14 protein-coding genes are annotated in these 17,189 nt (G+C 43.3%); 10 read left to right on the top strand and 4 right to left on the bottom strand.

Annotation, left to right across the window (positions count from 1 at the left end; genetic code table 11):
• Window positions 1-121 precede the first annotated feature (121 nt).
• The 4 genes from ACR63N_RS02020 (at window position 122) to ACR63N_RS02005 (ending at window position 3,351) form a co-directional block, all read left to right on the top strand.
• A complete protein-coding gene (locus ACR63N_RS02020; RefSeq protein ID WP_367105182.1) occupies window positions 122-1,228 on the top strand; it encodes a hypothetical protein in 1,107 nt (368 codons plus the stop codon).
• Between the two features lie 49 nt (window positions 1,229-1,277).
• A complete protein-coding gene (locus tag ACR63N_RS02015; protein WP_367105181.1) occupies window positions 1,278-2,069 on the top strand; it encodes a YbjN domain-containing protein in 792 nt (263 codons plus the stop codon).
• A 126-nt stretch (window positions 2,070-2,195) separates the two neighbouring features.
• Entirely contained in the window at window positions 2,196-3,122 is a 927-nt protein-coding gene (locus tag ACR63N_RS02010) for a histone deacetylase family protein (protein WP_367106256.1), read from the top strand.
• Between the two features lie 22 nt (window positions 3,123-3,144).
• Window positions 3,145-3,351 carry a DUF2905 domain-containing protein gene (locus ACR63N_RS02005; RefSeq protein ID WP_367106255.1) on the top strand — a complete coding sequence of 69 codons (207 nt, stop codon included), beginning with the start codon at window positions 3,145-3,147 and terminating at the stop codon, window positions 3,349-3,351.
• A 77-nt stretch (window positions 3,352-3,428) separates the two neighbouring features.
• Here ACR63N_RS02005 and ACR63N_RS02000 read toward each other — a convergent pair whose 3' ends face one another.
• Both ACR63N_RS02000 and coaBC read right to left on the bottom strand, forming a co-directional pair.
• The gene (locus ACR63N_RS02000; protein WP_367111959.1) at window positions 3,429-4,202 is read right to left on the bottom strand and encodes a sulfite exporter TauE/SafE family protein; all 774 of its coding nucleotides are present in this window, start codon (window positions 4,200-4,202) and stop codon (window positions 3,429-3,431) included.
• A gap of 60 nt (window positions 4,203-4,262) precedes the next feature.
• On the bottom strand, window positions 4,263-5,627 hold the full coding sequence (coaBC, locus tag ACR63N_RS01995) for a bifunctional phosphopantothenoylcysteine decarboxylase/phosphopantothenate--cysteine ligase CoaBC (protein WP_472782383.1): 1,365 nt from the start codon (window positions 5,625-5,627) through the stop codon (window positions 4,263-4,265).
• A 141-nt stretch (window positions 5,628-5,768) separates the two neighbouring features.
• On the opposite strand from coaBC, the gene radC reads away from it, so the two are divergent.
• From radC to ACR63N_RS01980, 3 genes are all read left to right on the top strand, one after another.
• Window positions 5,769-6,452 carry a RadC family protein gene (radC, locus tag ACR63N_RS01990; protein ID WP_367105176.1) on the top strand — a complete coding sequence of 228 codons (684 nt, stop codon included), beginning with the start codon at window positions 5,769-5,771 and terminating at the stop codon, window positions 6,450-6,452.
• A 369-nt stretch (window positions 6,453-6,821) separates the two neighbouring features.
• A complete protein-coding gene (locus tag ACR63N_RS01985) occupies window positions 6,822-9,656 on the top strand; it encodes an acyl-CoA dehydrogenase (protein WP_367105175.1) in 2,835 nt (944 codons plus the stop codon).
• Window positions 9,657-9,984: 328 nt separating this feature from the next.
• Entirely contained in the window at window positions 9,985-11,361 is a 1,377-nt protein-coding gene (locus ACR63N_RS01980) for a dicarboxylate/amino acid:cation symporter (RefSeq protein WP_367105174.1), read from the top strand.
• Window positions 11,362-11,452: 91 nt separating this feature from the next.
• On the opposite strand, the gene ACR63N_RS01975 is transcribed toward ACR63N_RS01980, so the two are convergent.
• Window positions 11,453-12,208: a TSUP family transporter gene (locus ACR63N_RS01975; protein WP_367105173.1), complete on the bottom strand. Its 756-nt coding sequence runs from the start codon at window positions 12,206-12,208 to the stop codon at window positions 11,453-11,455.
• Window positions 12,209-12,594: 386 nt separating this feature from the next.
• On the opposite strand from ACR63N_RS01975, the gene nhaA reads away from it, so the two are divergent.
• Together nhaA and ACR63N_RS01965 are read left to right on the top strand one after the other, a co-directional pair.
• On the top strand, window positions 12,595-13,794 hold the full coding sequence (nhaA, locus tag ACR63N_RS01970) for a Na+/H+ antiporter NhaA (protein WP_367105172.1): 1,200 nt from the start codon (window positions 12,595-12,597) through the stop codon (window positions 13,792-13,794).
• Between the two features lie 162 nt (window positions 13,795-13,956).
• Window positions 13,957-15,324: an oxygenase MpaB family protein gene (locus ACR63N_RS01965; protein WP_367106254.1), complete on the top strand. Its 1,368-nt coding sequence runs from the start codon at window positions 13,957-13,959 to the stop codon at window positions 15,322-15,324.
• Between the two features lie 76 nt (window positions 15,325-15,400).
• Here the strand turns inward: ACR63N_RS01965 and ACR63N_RS01960 are convergent, their stop codons facing one another.
• The gene (locus tag ACR63N_RS01960) at window positions 15,401-16,165 is read right to left on the bottom strand and encodes an NUDIX hydrolase (protein WP_367105170.1); all 765 of its coding nucleotides are present in this window, start codon (window positions 16,163-16,165) and stop codon (window positions 15,401-15,403) included.
• 432 nt (window positions 16,166-16,597) lie between these two features.
• On the opposite strand from ACR63N_RS01960, the gene ACR63N_RS01955 reads away from it, so the two are divergent.
• Entirely contained in the window at window positions 16,598-17,161 is a 564-nt protein-coding gene (locus tag ACR63N_RS01955; protein ID WP_367105169.1) for an NUDIX hydrolase, read from the top strand.
• Window positions 17,162-17,189: the final 28 nt, after the last annotated feature.

Genomic DNA, 17,189 nt, shown 5'->3' with positions numbered 1-17,189 from the left:
AGCCATCATTTTTATATTCATTAAACAACATTTACCACAAATCAAAGCAGCGTTCATGTCATAATATAACTTATTGCTCAGCCTAACTTTTCCCAAACAGTATAACAAATTGCCGATCACTATGACCTTAAAAAACACTAAGCAACAAACCTCCATATCCTCTGTCAGTGCAATTAATGATAACCATGTAGACGCATCAGCTCCTATCTTATCCATAGACAGCCTAATTGATGCGCAGGTCAGCTTTGTGCAGCAGTGGCTGTACCAGCAAGCTCAGACACTAGCGCTGGACGCTTGGCGCTGGCTTGGTGAGCAGCCGATGAACAAGTATATAAAAAGCGCAGATTTGCAGCGTTTGATAAATGATTGGTTACTAAGTACGCCGATGAGCGAGGTAATGCGCGCTGATATTCGCGATGTTTTGCATAGCATCATTTATCATCCGATCAATGACAATGTCCCTTTATCAGATCTGATCGATGACATGCAAGTTGCAACCCTTGCCACTTATGTAAGTCGACACGAACAACAGCGCAACGTACTCATCCATACCTTGATTGGTAATGAGACCTTTGCTGATTTGTTAACCCAAACGCTATACCATGCGATTAACGACTTTATGGAAACCACTTTAGATAAAGCTGGCGGCGTTGGCAAACTTATGAAGATGGGTCGCAGCTCGTTTGAGAAGGCAACTAATAGAAACCTTGATGATAAACTACAAGCTTATCTGCATCGTAATATCAAAGACTTAACTCGCCGCGCTGAGGCGAATGCTCAAGCGCATCTGTCCAACGAAGAGGTGGCTCGTTTGCTCACTACTGGTTGGGGGCGTATTAAGGAGCAACCGATAAGCTATATACAAACCTACTTAAATGCCGATACAAAGCCTAGCAGTATTGAACATATTGAGGCAAGTTTACAGCAAAGTTACAACCAGCTACGCATATCACCCTACTTGCACAGTTTAGTCGCAGCTAGTGTTGAGACTTGGTATGCCAATCATCAGACGGACACTTTTGCTACTGTAGCGGCAAGTTTATACATCGATGAGCGCGCTATCATGCAGCTGAGCACAGCGTTACTACCGCTGATACATGACGCTATTGAAAGCCTATGGTTTAGTACTTATATTAAACAGATGCTACAAGCATTTTACGCGCAAGCTAATATACAACAGAGCCTTCAGGACGGATTAGTATTGAACGACGCCTCTATTGAGACTTAGGTCTGTTAACCATCAACATCTAAACCCATTACTAGCCAGCATAATATTTATGAGTCAAAATAATAAACTCAGCTTATGGCAAAAATTCAAGCGAATGCTGACAGCCTCAGCACCGCAGCTTGATGCTCATAAGTCGCTCAAAACTGCTGATACAACGGATATTGGTGGAAGAGATGCCGATGTTTATACTGATGCTCATTCTAAAAGTAGCGAAGCTAAGGCAAAACCTACTGAGGAGAAATCTAGTGAAAGGGCATCCACTGAGAAAAAATCTAAAGTATCTTTGGTTAAAAAGAGTAGCAGTAACACTGATAGCACCCCTATTGTTAGTTATCTAAAACAATACTTCGATAACAAGCAGTGGCATTATACCTATTATCGTCCTCGCAGCAGCGATAGCCAACAATCCCATCATCTATCGCTACGTATGCGTAATAAGCAATTGGACTGCGGTTATCTGTTTCGTGTTCAAGAAAGCAATGCTCTACTTGCGGTCTATGGTATTCTGCCCTTTTTGATACCAGAGAGTCATCAGAGTGCAGCGCTGCTACTAATCACCCAAATCAATTATGATATGCTCATCGGCAATCTAGAGATGGATGTCAATGATGGTGAGATACGCTACAAAAATGCGATCGATGTCGAAGCGGTCGGTATCGACGATGATATTATTGAGCATCTCTTGCAAAGCGTCATCGCCATGACTACTGTCGCTTATGAAGTCTTTAGCGATTTAATTAATACTCAAGACCCGAGTGATGATATGCCCACGCTGCTCAATGAGCTGCGCCAGCAAGCTGATGCGCGCACCTTTTTCCTGCCCACTCAGTTCGTTCAATAATCTTTGTATAAGCCGTCTTTATCTAAATCACATACAAGTACTTATTGCGTTTAAAGACTACCGCTAAAAACCCTCTTTTTAAATCATTCAAATTATAGAAAACCAATCCATAGAAAATTAAAAATTATGCTAAAAATCGCTTACTCTGAAGTTTTTCGTTATTCGGTGCCCGAAAAGCACCGTTTTCCCATGCAAAAATACACCATGATTCCTGAACGTCTACTGCGTGAAGGCACAATCAATCCTGATAACTTTTTTGCCCCCAAGCGCCTCAGTGAAGAGGAGATTTTGACCACGCATACTGAGGATTATTGGCACAAGCTCAAGACCCAGACTCTGCCGCGTAAAGAAGCGCGGCCTATCGGTTTTGAGATGACGCCGGCTTTAGTTGATCGTGGCCGGCACATTGCGCATGGTACTTACGAGTGCGCGCTATACGCTCAGCAATACGGCGTCGCGATGAATGTCGCAGGCGGCACCCATCATGCTTTTGCCGATCATGGTGAAGGGTTTTGTGTCTTCAACGATGTTTGTATTGCTAGCAATTTATTGCTTATGCGCGGAGAAGCCAAAAAGATATTGGTCGTTGATCTAGATGTGCATCAAGGTAATGGCAATGCCAGTATCATGAGGAATGAGCCGCGGGTGTTTATCTTTAGTATGCATGGCGCCAAGAACTATCCGTTTCGTAAAGAAGTCTCTGACCTTGATATTGAGCTGGACAACGATACTGGAGACGAGGAATACCTGCGCATTTTAAAAGAGACTTTGCCACTGCTTATCAGCCAAGTGCGCCCTGATATGATCTTTTATCAATCGGCGGTGGATGTCCTAGCTACCGATAAACTGGGTAAACTTGGTCTCACGAAAGCGGGCTGCAAGGCGCGTGATGTATATGTTCTGAGCCAAGCAAAAGCTGCGAATATACCAGTTGCCATCGTGATGGGCGGCGGTTATTCAGAGAATATCGAAGATGTGGTAGAAGCGCACTGTAATACGTTTCGGGCCGCGCAAGAGATATATTTTAATAAAACCGCTAGCGCTATTGGCTAATCTATAATAAGGCAAAAACTATATGGCAAAGCTACTGATCGGTCTTGGGATAGTGCTGGTTATCGTCGGTATTATTTGGCTGCTGTTTCCGAGCGCTTTCTCTTGGATAGGTAATCTACCAGGAGATGTCAAACACACCTCTGGCAATACGAAAGTCTACTTTCCTATTGTCACTATGATAGTGATCAGTGTTATCGCTACTATAGTGCTAAACTTATTTAGTCGTTAACTAGTTGGTAAAAGGCTGAGAACTGCTAGTTTCAATGGTGCTTAAAAAGCACCCTACACAAATTTATAAAATTGAGTCTATAAAAAAGCCATAATCCCCTGCCAGCCCACTCGCAGTCCAAGTACGGCTAAAATCCCTAAAACCAGCTGACGAAAACGGTGTTGCGATAAGTAACGCCGTAGGCGAATACCGACTAACAGCACGACAACTGATAATATGCTTAATAATGCAATCAGTTGCCACTCGCTAGTACTCAACGTCATGATCGGCTCGCGCAAAACAATAATTTGCGCAATCTTGCCTAAAAAATAGCACATATTGCCGACCTTGGCGATGGTGTTTTTATCGTCGCTAGCAGATAGCAGATACATCATCAAAATCGTCGACATGGCGTTGGTGGCCCCGCCAATGATACCTGCACTTAATCCGATCATAATCAATACCGGCTTGGTATCTGGTAGACGGATTTGCTTGCCAAGTAAGCTGCTGATAACAAAATAAGCAATGACTGCCGCTAATACCAGCAGAATATAGGCACTATCTACCCACAAAAGTAACTGCGCCCCTACTATACTACCGAGTAAGCTCGTCAAAGCAAGTAGCCAATAGCGTTTGCCATAATAAGTAAAGTTTTGCCAAAGTGTGCGCCCGCCGCCTGAGAGCCACGTCATTAAATTTAGCAGTAATGAGGGAAAAATAACCAAGACAATAGCATAAGGCAGTGGATATATACTTGCCAAGGCAGTAGTGGTCACTAGCGTTATACCTAAACCGCTAATACCATGCAGCAAGGAAGCAACCACAAACACCGCTAGTATTATCAGGGTCTGGGTGCTGTCGTTATCTATCACTATAAGAACAAGTTAAAGCTAAGTACTTCATAAAATAGCATCCGATATCCCCTTAAATGACTACTGACTCCGGCGCTTTTGTAGCGCCTCACCAATAATAGCAGTTAGCTGCTCGGCAATTTTATCTTTGCTGGCTTTATCTAAAACCATAGAGTCTTGCTGATAATCTTCGGCGAAAAATACCTGCATAGCATTATCATCGCTAGCAAAGCCAATATCAGCGCGCGAGACATCATTGCAAGCGATCATATCTAAATCTTTGGCTACTAATTTACCGCGCGCATAATGCTCAACATCTTGCGTCTCTGCAGCAAAGCCCACGACGAACAAATCCGGATGAGCAAGTGATATCGTTGCTAGGATATCGGGATTTTTCACCAGCTCAAGGGACATCGCCTCTTGGGTTTTTTTGATCTTTTGCGGAGCAGCTTCCTTAGTGCGGTAATCAGCGACGGCAGCGGTGGCGATAAAAAGGTCAGCATCCAACTTTTGCTTTTCGCTATAAGCGGGCAGCGCTTTGTTAACTTCATTATCGTCATGGCTATCACAGTCGCAATTAGTATGGCTATGTGTATGATAATTTTCATGCTGATTGTGCAACATAGGAGTTAGCGCAGCATGGGTGCCAGCAACGCATTCTTGAGCGGCGCTTAGCATATCCTTGGCAGACAGTACGTCAATACGTGTGACCCCAAGCGGCGTTGGCAGAGCTACTTTGCCACCGACGATCAAAGTCACTTTTGCTCCTGCAGCGGTGCAAGCGCGCGCTAAAGCGAAGCCCATCTTGCCGGATGAGTGATTGGATAAATAGCGTACCGGATCTATCGCCTCGATCGTTGGCCCTGCAGTAATAACGACCCTTTTGCCAGCCAGTAGCTGCGGCGTCTTTTGCTGGGCATAAAATAAAAGCACCTCATCAAGTAATTGCTCAGGCTCAGGCAAGCGCCCTGATCCCACATCGCCACAAGCCTGCTCACCGCTGGCAGGCTCAATAATATAATAATGCATATCGCGCAGGGTCTGCACATTAAGTCCTACCGCTGGGTGCGCCCACATTTGCTGGTTCATCGCAGGTGCCACCATAATTGGCGCAGTAGTTGCAAGACATACGGTTGTCAGCAAATCATCAGCCATACCCATAGCCAGTCTTGCTAAAGTATTGGCTGACGCTGGAGCAATGATTATAAGATCCGCCCACTTTGCAAGCTCAATATGACCCATACCCGCTTCAGCTTGTTCATCAAGTAGTGAGGTATGCACCTCATTACCGGTCAAAGCTTGCAAAGTTAATGGGGTAATAAAGGCTTGAGCCCCTGTGGTCATGATGACGCGCACCTCAAACCCGGCTTTGATCAGCAGACGTGCGAAAATAGCAGATTTATAAGCGGCAATACCACCAGTGATAGCGAGCAGAATTTTTGGCATAAGCGTAGTAGTCACAACAAATAAAGATAGAAGAGATAAAAGATAGAAATGATGCCTATAGTAACAATTATGCGCTAAATTGGGTAAGGTTTTGCGTGTTTTTGTAGGCTGCATCTGTTTATATAACTACAAGGAGTTCTAATGGCCATCAAAGACTGGCATGAAGATGATAGACCACGTGAAAAACTACTAAAATTTGGCGCAGCCAAATTGTCTGATGCTGAGATATTAGCGATATTTTTGCGTACAGGAACGCCCGCGCAATCTGCTATTGAGCTGGCGCGCCATCTAATTGAGCAGTTCGGTAGTCTAGCTGAGCTGCTGGCGGCGCCCAAAGAGACGGTATTAGCTTGTCACGGAATCGGTCCTGCTAAATACGCGCAGATACTAGCTTCGCTTGAGATGGGTACACGCTATTTGGACAGTAAGCTTAAAACTGGTCAAGCACTTGGACGCTCACAGGTGGTCAAAGACTATATCAGTACCCAACTTCGCAGTGAGCCGCGTGAGGTTTTTGCCGTACTGTGCCTAGATAATGCACTGAATTTATTGAACTTTGAGATATTATTCACCGGCGGTATCTCTTCTTGCTCCGTCTGTATCAAACATGTCCTGCGTCATGCTTTGAGTCACGCGGCAAGCCAGCTCATCATCGCCCATAATCATCCGCATACTGACGCGCAGCCTTCAACAGCAGATAATGTACTGACATATGAGCTAAAAAAAGCTTGTGATTTATTAGATTTATCATTAATAGATCATATTATTGTCGGCCGCAATAATACTTTATCTTATGCTGAAAACGGCTTGACACCTTTTAGCTAGACAACTAGCTTAGCGTCGCTAATTTTTTGTTTCATTTTGCTTATTATTTTGTCCTAACTAGCTGTATATTAAAAATAGCGAATATAGTAGGATAATTGATACATATCCTCGACATAGCGTAGCATTTTAACTATTGATAGTTGTCAATAACTATTTCATATTAGTAGATAACTTTATGTCAACGAACTGTAGATAACGTTAAGCATTGTTTCAAGTTATTAGCTTATGCCTCCCAACCGATTTACTATTCAGTAGATGAGTCCAAGAGCCCATAAATAAACATTAGCGCCAATAAATATTTTATAATTTATTGATAACTCATTCTTTACAGTTTTTGCAATTTAACAAAACTTTATCAAGGAGAGAATCATGGCGATTGGCTTATTTATATTGGCAGTAATCATACAGTTAGCCGTCGTCTTGGCCATCTTTTTACTGTCCCTATCGCGTGTCACTGGTAGCATCGTAGCTATAATCACTGTAATAGCGACTGCCTTTTTAAGCCCTTGGTCACTGATCTTGGGCATTCCAATAGCGCTGCTATGCTTAGTGCTTTTAATCGCTCCACTGCGTCAAGCGCTGATTACCAAACCCGTTTATAAGACTTTGGGCGGAGCCATGCCTAGTATGAGCGACACTGAGCGCGAAGCGCTTGATGCGGGTACTAGCTGGTGGGAAAAAGAGCTGTTTATGGGCGCGCCTAATTGGAAAACCTTTGCAGACTACCCCTACCCTGAGCTGTCAGTAGAAGAGCAAAGCTTTATCGACAACGAAGTTGAGCACCTATGTGCGATGATTGATGAGTGGGAAGTGCATACTCAATACAAAGATTTGCCGCCTCATGTCTGGCAGTTTGTGAAAGATAGCGGTATTTTGGGACTTATTATTCCTAAAGAGTATGGCGGCCTTGAGTTCTCATCTTACGCGCAAAGCCGAATTATGAGTAAGATTGCCTCACGCTCATCAACAGCAGCAGTTAGTTGTATGGTACCCAACTCGCTAGGACCTGGTGAGCTACTCATGCACTACGGTACGGACGCGCAAAAGCAGCGCTGGCTGCCCGGCCTAGCAGATGGTAGTGAGATTCCTTGCTTCGGTTTGACTGGCCCTGAGGCGGGTTCTGATGCAGGCGCCATTCCTGATACAGGTGTGGTTTGTTACGGTATTCATGACGGCGATCAAGTGCTTGGCCTACGTATGAATTTCTCCAAACGCTGGATTACTCTTGCTCCTATAGCTACGGTGGTAGGACTTGCCTTTACCTTGCATGATCCAGAAGGTTTACTGGGCGACAAGAGCAAGACTGATTATGGTATTACCTGTGCGCTCATCCCTGCTGATCATGAAGGCGTGGTTATAGGTCCACGTCATTATCCGAGCGGTTCGCCCTTTATGAACGGTACGGTTGATGGTAATGATGTCTTTATTCCTCTAGATTATATTATTGGCGGCGTTGAAAACGCAGGCCGTGGTTGGCGCATGCTGATGGAGTGCTTAGGCGTGGGTCGCGGGATCTCCTTACCGGCCCTATCGACCTCAACTAGTGAGATGACTTACTTATCTGTTGGTGCATTCGCGAAAGTGCGTGAGCAGTTTAAAATATCAGTCGGTAAGTTTGAAGGGGTGCAAGATGCCACTAGCCGAATCGCTAGTCAAACTTATATGCTCGAGGCGTTTCGTCATTTAGTAACTTGTGGTTTGAATCAAGGCGGTACGCCATCGGTTATGACCGCAATGGCCAAGTACTATGCTACAGAGACTATGCGCGATGTGGTCAATGATGGTATGGATGTTGTCGGTGGCCGCGCTATTCAGATGGGACCACGTAACTTTTTAGCGCCTCTTTATCAAGCCATTCCCGTCTCTATTACCGTTGAAGGTGCCAACATCTTAACGCGCTCGCTTATGATCTTTGGTCAAGGCGCAATGCGCTGCCATCCTTATCTGTTTGATGAGCTGCAGCTATTACAAAGCGATGATAAAAAGTCTGCTGTTAAAGAATTTGATAATCTATTCTTCAAGCATTTAGGATATACCTTTAATCGTGGTGCCAAAGCCTTTGTCGCAGGCTACGTAGGCGGCAGCAATAGTGCGCCTGTCTTTGCAGACAAGTTTACTCGTCCTTATTACAAGCATATCAATCGCCTAAGTGCTAGCTTTGCGCTGACCGCTGATATGGCACTAGGACTACTTGCAGGTGATCTAAAACGTAAAGAGATGCTCTCTGGACGCTTGGCTGATATTCATAGTCATTTATTTATTGCCACCGCTATTTTGCAATTTTATGAGCATGGCACTAAATCAGAGGCGGAGCGCCTGCATGCCAAAGTTGCTTTACAAGATAGTCTATACACAATTCAAGAAGCCTTTGTGTCTTTCTTTGCCAACTTCCCAAATCGTATTGCCGCTAATGTAGTTAGTTTTGTCACCTTCCCAAGTGGTCGTATCTTTACGCCAACCAGTGATGAGCTAAAACGTCAATTAGGTGATAGCTTTATGGACGACTTTGAGGCCAATCCTTTTCGTGATTATCTCAAAACGATGGTGTATTACAATACCGATCCTGATGATAGCACTGGGCGTATGGAGAATGCTTATCAGACGCTCCTTGAAGTTGAACCTTTATGGCAAAAGTTCAAAAAGGCTGAACATAAAGACGAGTTTGAAGGCCTAACTTTTGAAGATCATGTGGTGTATGCAAGCCAAAATGGCGACATTACTGAAGCTGAGGCTGAGCAGCTTATTAAGTATAATGCCATACGTTTTGATTCTTTATTGACAGATGTATTCGATGAGCATTTACAAGAAGTGCAAAAGCGCTATAATCCTCATACTTTAGAAAATGCAGTTCATCAGCTTACCGATTACGCTCAGCTGAAAAATGACGCGCACGCTGATGATGAAGAGACGGGTGATGCCAATCCAGACCATGGTTACGATCCTGATGGTGATGTCACTATGGTCAGCGAGCAAGAGACTACTCAAGAAGCTCAGGCGCAGACAGATTTTAATGAGGCGCATCCTGAAGCTGAAGCGCTTAATCATCGTACGCGCGATGCTGAATCCATACTTAACGAGCGTATGGCTTATAACCATCGTCACAAAGCTAAAGGGTCGTCTGAATCTATTGAAGATGATAGTACGTCAGTAGAAGGTTCTAAATGGCAAGATGGTCTGCGCCGTGAAGAGGATGATAAGGCTTAAGTTAAAACCAAAACTTTAACAGTTATCTTTGATCTAACTCCTATAATCTCTAAGTCCTTAGCAGCAAGATTGTTATTAACTAACAATCTTGCTTTTTTTTGTTCTCATATCAAGGTGTTTCTCGTCAACATAAATAAGCTTCAATTGTATTCTACAAATAGCTTTGCTTTGTTATTTGCACTGTCCTATCAAGCTAATTGTCTCTATTTAATCTAAGATTACTAATAAAAAAATATTTCTTATTGTATCCAAACAATTTAGAATAAATAACAACTGCTCTTACGCATGAAACTTATTAGCGCATGTTATGCACACAAGGATACAAACTATGTGGAAAAATATGGGACTGACTGGCAAAATTATTGTTGCCATGGTGCTCGGTATCATACTGGGTTTAGTTATAAATTATTCTGGATTAAATGCAGAAGGCAGTTTTGTTGATACTTATATCACCAATGGTTTTCTCGCTATTATTGGTAAATTATTTGTTAACTCGCTTAAAATGCTGGTCGTACCACTAGTACTAATATCACTGATCTGCGGGGTTTGCGGTATTGGTGATATCCGTCTGCTTGGCCGTATCGGTACCAAGACTTTCTTTATTTATATGATGACGACAGCTCTAGCTATTGCCACTGCTATTGGACTCGGTATTTTATTTGGTATTGGTAAAGGCATGGACGTCGAGACCGAAGCGACTTTTGAGGCCGCATCAGCACCGCCGCTGCTTGATGTTTTCTCAAATATTATCCCATCCAACCCCATCAGCGCCATGGCAAACGGTGATATGCTTTCGATCATCTTCTTTGCCATCTTAATTGGTATTAGTATTTTGATGGTTGGTAAGCCTGCCAAAGGCTTAGTCAAAAGCTTAGAGCTGATCAATGAAGTCATCTTAAAGATGGTGACTATTATTATGAATCTTGCGCCTTATGGTGTATTTGCCCTACTCGCCAAAGCTATGGCCGAGCTTGGCTTGGATCTGATCTGGTCACTACTAGGTTATGTCGCTGTACTGGTAGGCTCACTGGCTTTTCACTTCTTTGTCACTATGATGATTGTGCTCAAACTGTTCTCACGCTTATCCATCAAAACCTTTTTGGCAAAAATGCGTGAAGTACAGATTTTTGCTTTTAGTACCTCAAGCTCGAACGCTACCATTCCTATTACCCTACGTACGGTTACTAAGCGCATGGGGGTTAATAACTCAGTAGCTTCATTTACCGTACCCTTTGGCGCGACCATCAATATGGATGGTACGGCCATCATGCAGGGAACGGCAACTATCTTTATTGCCAATGTCTATGGTATTGATTTGGGGGTTGCTGAATATTTAACCGTTATTTTGATGTCTGTGCTAGCCTCTATTGGGACTGCAGGCGTGCCTGGGGTAGGTTTGATTATGCTATCGATGGTGTTCTCACAAGTGGGTTTACCGATCGAAGGTATTGGGCTTATTCTAGGTGTTGATCGTATCCTTGATATGCTACGAACCGCTGTAAACGTTGGCGGCGATGCAGCGGTCACCGCTATTGTTGCAAAATCAGAGAACAAGATGGATATCGCCATCTACAACGATCCTGATGCGGGTACCAAAGACGTCTTTGATGGTCATATCAGTGAAGACAGCGAACGTGAATTCTCTGCCGTCTTCAGCGATGGTTTGATGGGTAGTGAATACGATGATACTAGTCGCCACAAATAATTAACCTTATGATTTTAATCGTCATAAAAAATCCCAGCTTATTTTGAGCTGGGATTTTTTATGAAAAGTTTTGATACTTGTAGTCAAAATATCAACCAAAGACATATTTGGTTATCATGGCCAAGCATACTAGCACAATCATTGGACGAATAAGCTTACTCCCTCCTTTGACCACCATGTGTGAACCAAAGTATGCACCTATAGTCTGTCCTACCATCATGGCAAGTCCAACTTTCCAAAGTACATTACCGCCTAAAATAAAAAATATTAGCGAGCCTATATTAGTAGATAAATTAAGCACCTTGGCAGCTCCTGTAGCCTCAACAATTCTGCGGCCACGCAAAGCTACATTACCAAGGGCAAAAAACATCCCCGTTCCAGGTCCGATATACCCATCATAAAAGCCAATTAGGGGCGCCACGATTTTTTGCCAACTGCCCTCTGAGATACGCGGCTCATCCTCCACTTCTCCTAGTTTAGGGGCAAATAAGGTATAAATACCAATCGCTGCAATCAAAAACGGAATCAGTTTTTCAAGCAAATCAGGCGGCGACAATTGTACAGCAATAGTACCTATGACTGAGCCCATAAACGCGGCGATAATAGCTACTTTGATATCCTGCGGCCTTACCACTCTTTTTCTAATCATCGTAATGGAGGCTGCCAGCGCTCCAGATGCGGCTTGCAATTTATTGGTGCCCAAAGTCAGGACAGGGGGTATATTAGCAAGTAGCATTGCTGGAATAGTTAGCAGTCCGCCGCCACCTGCCATAGCATCAATGAATCCGGCGAGCGCCGCCACTGCAGTCAGCATTAAAATGACTTCTAGAGATAAAGATAAGTCCATGGGCTGACCTTATAATAAAGCTGATTGCTTCAATAAATCTTTAAGCAAAAAGTAAAATGACTCATTATAGAGACAAAACCACAAAAAATCGAAAATATTCAGCTCAGCGTACTATTATTGTTTACGATAAGACTATTTTTAATCATAACGACAGTATCTCTGGTTATAATGACGATAAAGTCAGCCTTGGTAACTTTTTGATTCCTTCAATCGACATTTTTCTGCTTTTGACAAAGCTAAATGGCAAAATTATAGCTATCGTCTGTTACGCATAGCAGCTTGTATTGATAAGATTAGGAGAGACTTAAGCGCTCTTGCGATTTTTGTTATAAGATATTAAGACGACTTTTTAATTTCACAGTAGACACCTAGGACATGAGGATGATATGGCAATACGAAGAATCAAATCGTTTTTTGAATTAGAAGCAGCAGGCGGTATCGTCCTAGCGTTGGCTGCCATTGCTGCAATGATCGTTGCCAATAGCCCTTTTAGTGTTTGGTACAACGCTTTTATTCATGCACCCGTTGTAGTTCAAGTTGGCAATCTTGAGATTGCCAAAGATGCTCATCACTGGATTAATGACGGTTTAATGGCCGTTTTCTTTTTTTTAGTGGGTCTTGAGCTCAAACGCGAGGTGTTAATCGGTGAGCTCTCTAACGTGAAACAGATCATTTTGCCCGCTGGCGCAGCCATAGGCGGTATGATCGTACCTGCTATCATTTATTTGCTAATCAATTATAACGAGCCTGAATTTTGGAGAGGCTGGGCCATTCCCGCAGCGACTGATATTGCCTTTGCATTAGGTATCTTAAGTCTGCTTGGTAGCCGTGTTCCCAACTCCTTAAAAGTCTTTTTGGTATCTATTGCTATTTTTGATGATATCGGTGCCATTATTATTATTGCTTTGTTTTATACCAGTGATTTATCTTTGGCAGCGCTTGGCGTCGCAGGTTTATGCTTGCCTTTTTTGTATCTACTCAACCGCCGCAACGTTACCAGCATCACTCCTTATTTGCTTATAGGTGTGGTCATGTGGGTAGCGGTACTCAAGTCTGGTGTCCACGCTACTTTAGCCGGTGTGGTGTTGGCATTATTTATCCCCTTGTTTGACCGCACCGATCCTGAGCACTCACCGCTCGAAGAGCTTGAGCATGATCTACAGAACACGGTCTCTTACGGTATTTTACCATTGTTTGCCTTTGCCAACGCTGGTATTTCGCTCAAAGGGGCTGGGTTTGCTGAGCTGTTTCATTCGGTGCCACTTGGCATTGCTGCGGGTTTATTTATCGGTAAGCAAATAGGGGTCATGCTGATGTGCTGGCTGATCTTTAAGCTTGGTATTTCAACCATGCCCAAGAGCATGAACTTCAAACAAATCTATGGCGCAGCATTGTTGTGCGGTGTTGGCTTTACGATGAGTTTATTTATCGGTGGTCTTGCATTTGGCGGGGCAACGCCTCTATTTGATGAGCGTTTGGGCATTATTATGGGTTCGATTGTCTCTGGTATTGCAGGCTATATGATGCTGAAAGCTACGCTCAAAGACAGTGTCAGCGGTACTTCTGTAGATTTAACGAATCAGTAATAAAAAGACAGTCATCAGTTATGGCAGTTATTCATTACCAACAGTTATTGGATACTATGAGTCCCAAAATATAAATTGAGGCTCATAATATACCAACAGTTTATAACATTCATTATGATATTCTACTACCATCAGTATTTATTACGATGGTACATTATCTATATGAAACCAAAAAAATTCTCTAAAGACGACGATCATTCCATTCATGATATGCCTATAAGAAATAAAAAATCTATAGCAAACTACGATATCAACTATCAGCGTCACGGACGGACTACCGCGCTCAACGATCATAGTGATCTACAAGTTCTGCGTCGTATCAGACGCCATTTACTTCCCAAAAACTTTACTATCTCACAGGACTTATTGGCTGAAATAGTAGCTGGTTACGACATTGGCGATCCTATTGCCGATCAGCTGGCTGCTGACAAAGTACGTTTTGCTAAACCTTTGAAAAACGCGGTTATTGATGGTCATATAGACAGCGATTTATCTAATAATCCAGCGTTTATGCAGCTGGTTGAGCAGTTCTCTACTCATCCAAACTGGTATGACGCCAAGCTTGCACAGGTTGGCGCGGTTGCCTACCGTCGTTATCCGCTAATGCTTATCTGGCTACTACGTAATGTGGCTTTGATGGCAGGTTATAGTATCCCTGCCCTATCCTTACCTCTTATTCAAACAGGGGCGCTGATGCACGATGCGCTACCGCGTTTGATGCGCACTTATGCCTATATTTTAGCAGTGTCTGAGCATCCAGAGCTTGAAGCTATAGATGGCATGCAACGTGCGCCTGTTGCTAAGGTACTAGAGATTGGTTCGGAGGGTTGGCAGCAATCTATTAAGGTGCGCCAAGTTCATACTTTGGTACGCCAAAATTTACTCAAAGGTAAACTCAACGCGGCAGCAGGCGTTATACCAGATATCGATCAGCATCATAATCCCGACGGCAGCTGGAATACCGCTTATTGGGGTGTGCCGATTAATCAGACCGATATGATTGCGACGCATTTGCAGTTCTCTTTATTGATTATGCGTGGACTCAGGCTGCTTGGTGCTCGTATTAGTGCCGAGGAAGCTGAAGGTATTTTGCATCTGTGGAATCTTGCCAGTTATTGGATGGGCGTTGATTTACAGCGCCTGCCCAAGACTGAGACTGACTGCTGGGAGTGGCTTTATACTTATCTATCTATTCAGCAGCTTGACTTTAAGATGGGACGACCGCTAGCAAAATCCTTGCACGATTTACCGCGTCAGCTAATGGGTGAGGACAATCGGCGCGGACGTTTTGTGGAGATGGTCAATGCTAGTGTGACCCGTACTTTGGTTGGTGATGATATAGGGGATGGTTTACAGCTGCCTAAATCAAAAATACGCTTTGGCGTACTCTCCTCTGTACCGATTTTATTTGCGCTTGATACAGCACGCCAGCACAACGATAAAGTGGCCCATAAACTAGAAAAATTTCGAGCTAAGCGGCAAGACAATATGAACTGGTGGCTTAAAAGGAACGATGACTACTATAAATAATGGTAAAGACTATAAACGATTATAAATAATAGCTATGATATTAAAGTGCTTACTATTGTCTTTTAATGTCACGGTTTTAACGATCTAGCTCCAAGCCAGACTCTTGCAAGCGATAGTACCACTCAAGCTGGCGATCAAATCCGGTCTCCAGCAAGTTGGCAATGACCCGTCCTGTCAGTCCCCAGACTGTTTCACCATCAACTTGCCAACTTGGCGTTAATAAGGTAGCGGTTTGCTCTAAATGATCTTGCATACGATATTCCACCTTGTACTCAACCGTGGGCTGAGTAATGAGCGCCTCAAAATCTGCCCAAAAAATACGTGCAATCTCTCCAGGCTCAGGCATCAATATTAAATTAGGCTCAATTAAAGCAACGATAGGACGTACACTCATGCCGCTTTTGGAGGTTTGTGGCGGCAATTGTCCAAGTAACTGTACTTTGTTAGGTGGCAGCGCCGTCTCTTCACAGGCTTCACGTAAGGCGGTGACTACGTTATTGCCATCAGCGTACTCATATCTGCCGCCAGCACACGATACCTCACCTGCATGGCTAGTCATATGAGAGGCACGGCGGGTCAATAGTAATTTAGGGTGTCTCTCATGAGTGATAGCGACTAAAATTGAAGCATCAGCAATTTGTGTTTGATGAAGCCTCTGTAAAACCAGCTCGCTTTGATCACTGTTATAAGAACGAGTTATGGTTTGGGACTGTTCGTACTCGTACCCTAGAGTCTCTATTTGTACGCGCTTTGCCAACTGTCTAAGCGCAGGTTGACGAATATGCTCAGGTGAGGCCACTGTCAACCTATCAAAACTTACGGAGTTATTTGGTATAGCCATTAAGGTAGTCCTATTGCTTACTGTTGTTCTTAGCAAAATATTAACTATATTATCATGTCGTAGGATAGACGTTGCTAAATTGATAAATCATACAACTAACTATATTTTGCTCAAAAGTATCACTGGTTTTTATACTCTATTATTTATACTCTATTCTCAGATAACAACTCACAGTGATGCTCGTTTTAATAACACTACTGGTCAGTTTGTTGTTGGCATGTGTGCGGTTACTGTTCTCATCATTTAGCCTAGTATAAATTTGTGTTATCTTAAGATAAGCACTCGTCTAAGATAACTATTCAAGAGGATAGCTTAAGTGAATAGTTATAAAAGCCACAGCAAATAGTCACAAAGCTGAAGTATTTACAAGAGCTAAAAACATCGCAGCGCTATTTTTTACGTTAAAACCTACATTAAAATAAGGTAGTCTCTATGGGTTATTGTTTACAGTGTGGTCATAAAGCGGAATACAAAATACCCGCTACTGATAATATGCCGCGTTTGGTGTGTCCAAATTGCGGATATATTCATTATGAGAACCCAAAAATAATCTGCGGCTCGCTTGTCATTTATGAGGATAGAGTACTGCTTTGTCGCCGTGCCATTGAACCTCAATATGGCCTATGGACGATACCGGCAGGCTTTATGGAGAACGGCGAGACTATCGCTGAGGGCGCTGCGCGCGAAAGCTTTGAGGAAGCCGACGCCGTAGTAATCAATCCGCATTTATACTGTATCTACGATATCCCTGATATTGGGCAGATTTATGTAATTTATTTAGCTGACTTAAAAGATGGGACTTACGGTATAGGATCTGAAAGCCTTGATTCAGCACTGTTTAGTGAAGCTGACATCCCGTGGGATAGTATCGCCTTTGAAGCGGTGCGCCGTACCTTGACCAGCTACTTTGCTGATCGTAAACAGTTTAGCAAGCATGCTGATTTTCCCGTTCATCAAGATTATGTCAGCAAAGATCAAAGTATTAAGCGTTATTAAAGCAAAATCTATTTAGCCCTATGGCTTT

It is taken from the genome of Psychrobacter sp. M4 (assembly GCF_055699795.1).
The sequence above is the reverse complement of the archived record's forward strand: the minus strand, read 5'-3'. Positions and strand labels throughout refer to the sequence as shown.

Excerpts from the sequence above, each read along its gene's own strand:
- ACR63N_RS02020 (WP_367105182.1), top strand. The coding sequence starts at position 122 with ATGACCTTAAAAAACACTAAGCAACAAACCTCCATATCCTCTGTCAGT.
- ACR63N_RS02015 (WP_367105181.1), top strand. The coding sequence starts at position 1,278 with ATGAGTCAAAATAATAAACTCAGCTTATGGCAAAAATTCAAGCGAATG.
- ACR63N_RS02010 (WP_367106256.1), top strand. The coding sequence starts at position 2,196 with ATGCTAAAAATCGCTTACTCTGAAGTTTTTCGTTATTCGGTGCCCGAA.
- ACR63N_RS02005 (WP_367106255.1), top strand. The coding sequence starts at position 3,145 with ATGGCAAAGCTACTGATCGGTCTTGGGATAGTGCTGGTTATCGTCGGT.
- coaBC (WP_472782383.1), bottom strand. The coding sequence starts at position 5,627 with ATGCCAAAAATTCTGCTCGCTATCACTGGTGGTATTGCCGCTTATAAA.
- radC (WP_367105176.1), top strand. The coding sequence starts at position 5,769 with ATGGCCATCAAAGACTGGCATGAAGATGATAGACCACGTGAAAAACTA.
- ACR63N_RS01985 (WP_367105175.1), top strand. The coding sequence starts at position 6,822 with ATGGCGATTGGCTTATTTATATTGGCAGTAATCATACAGTTAGCCGTC.
- ACR63N_RS01980 (WP_367105174.1), top strand. The coding sequence starts at position 9,985 with ATGTGGAAAAATATGGGACTGACTGGCAAAATTATTGTTGCCATGGTG.
- ACR63N_RS01975 (WP_367105173.1), bottom strand. The coding sequence starts at position 12,208 with ATGGACTTATCTTTATCTCTAGAAGTCATTTTAATGCTGACTGCAGTG.
- nhaA (WP_367105172.1), top strand. The coding sequence starts at position 12,595 with ATGGCAATACGAAGAATCAAATCGTTTTTTGAATTAGAAGCAGCAGGC.
- ACR63N_RS01965 (WP_367106254.1), top strand. The coding sequence starts at position 13,957 with ATGAAACCAAAAAAATTCTCTAAAGACGACGATCATTCCATTCATGAT.
- ACR63N_RS01960 (WP_367105170.1), bottom strand. The coding sequence starts at position 16,165 with ATGGCTATACCAAATAACTCCGTAAGTTTTGATAGGTTGACAGTGGCC.
- ACR63N_RS01955 (WP_367105169.1), top strand. The coding sequence starts at position 16,598 with ATGGGTTATTGTTTACAGTGTGGTCATAAAGCGGAATACAAAATACCC.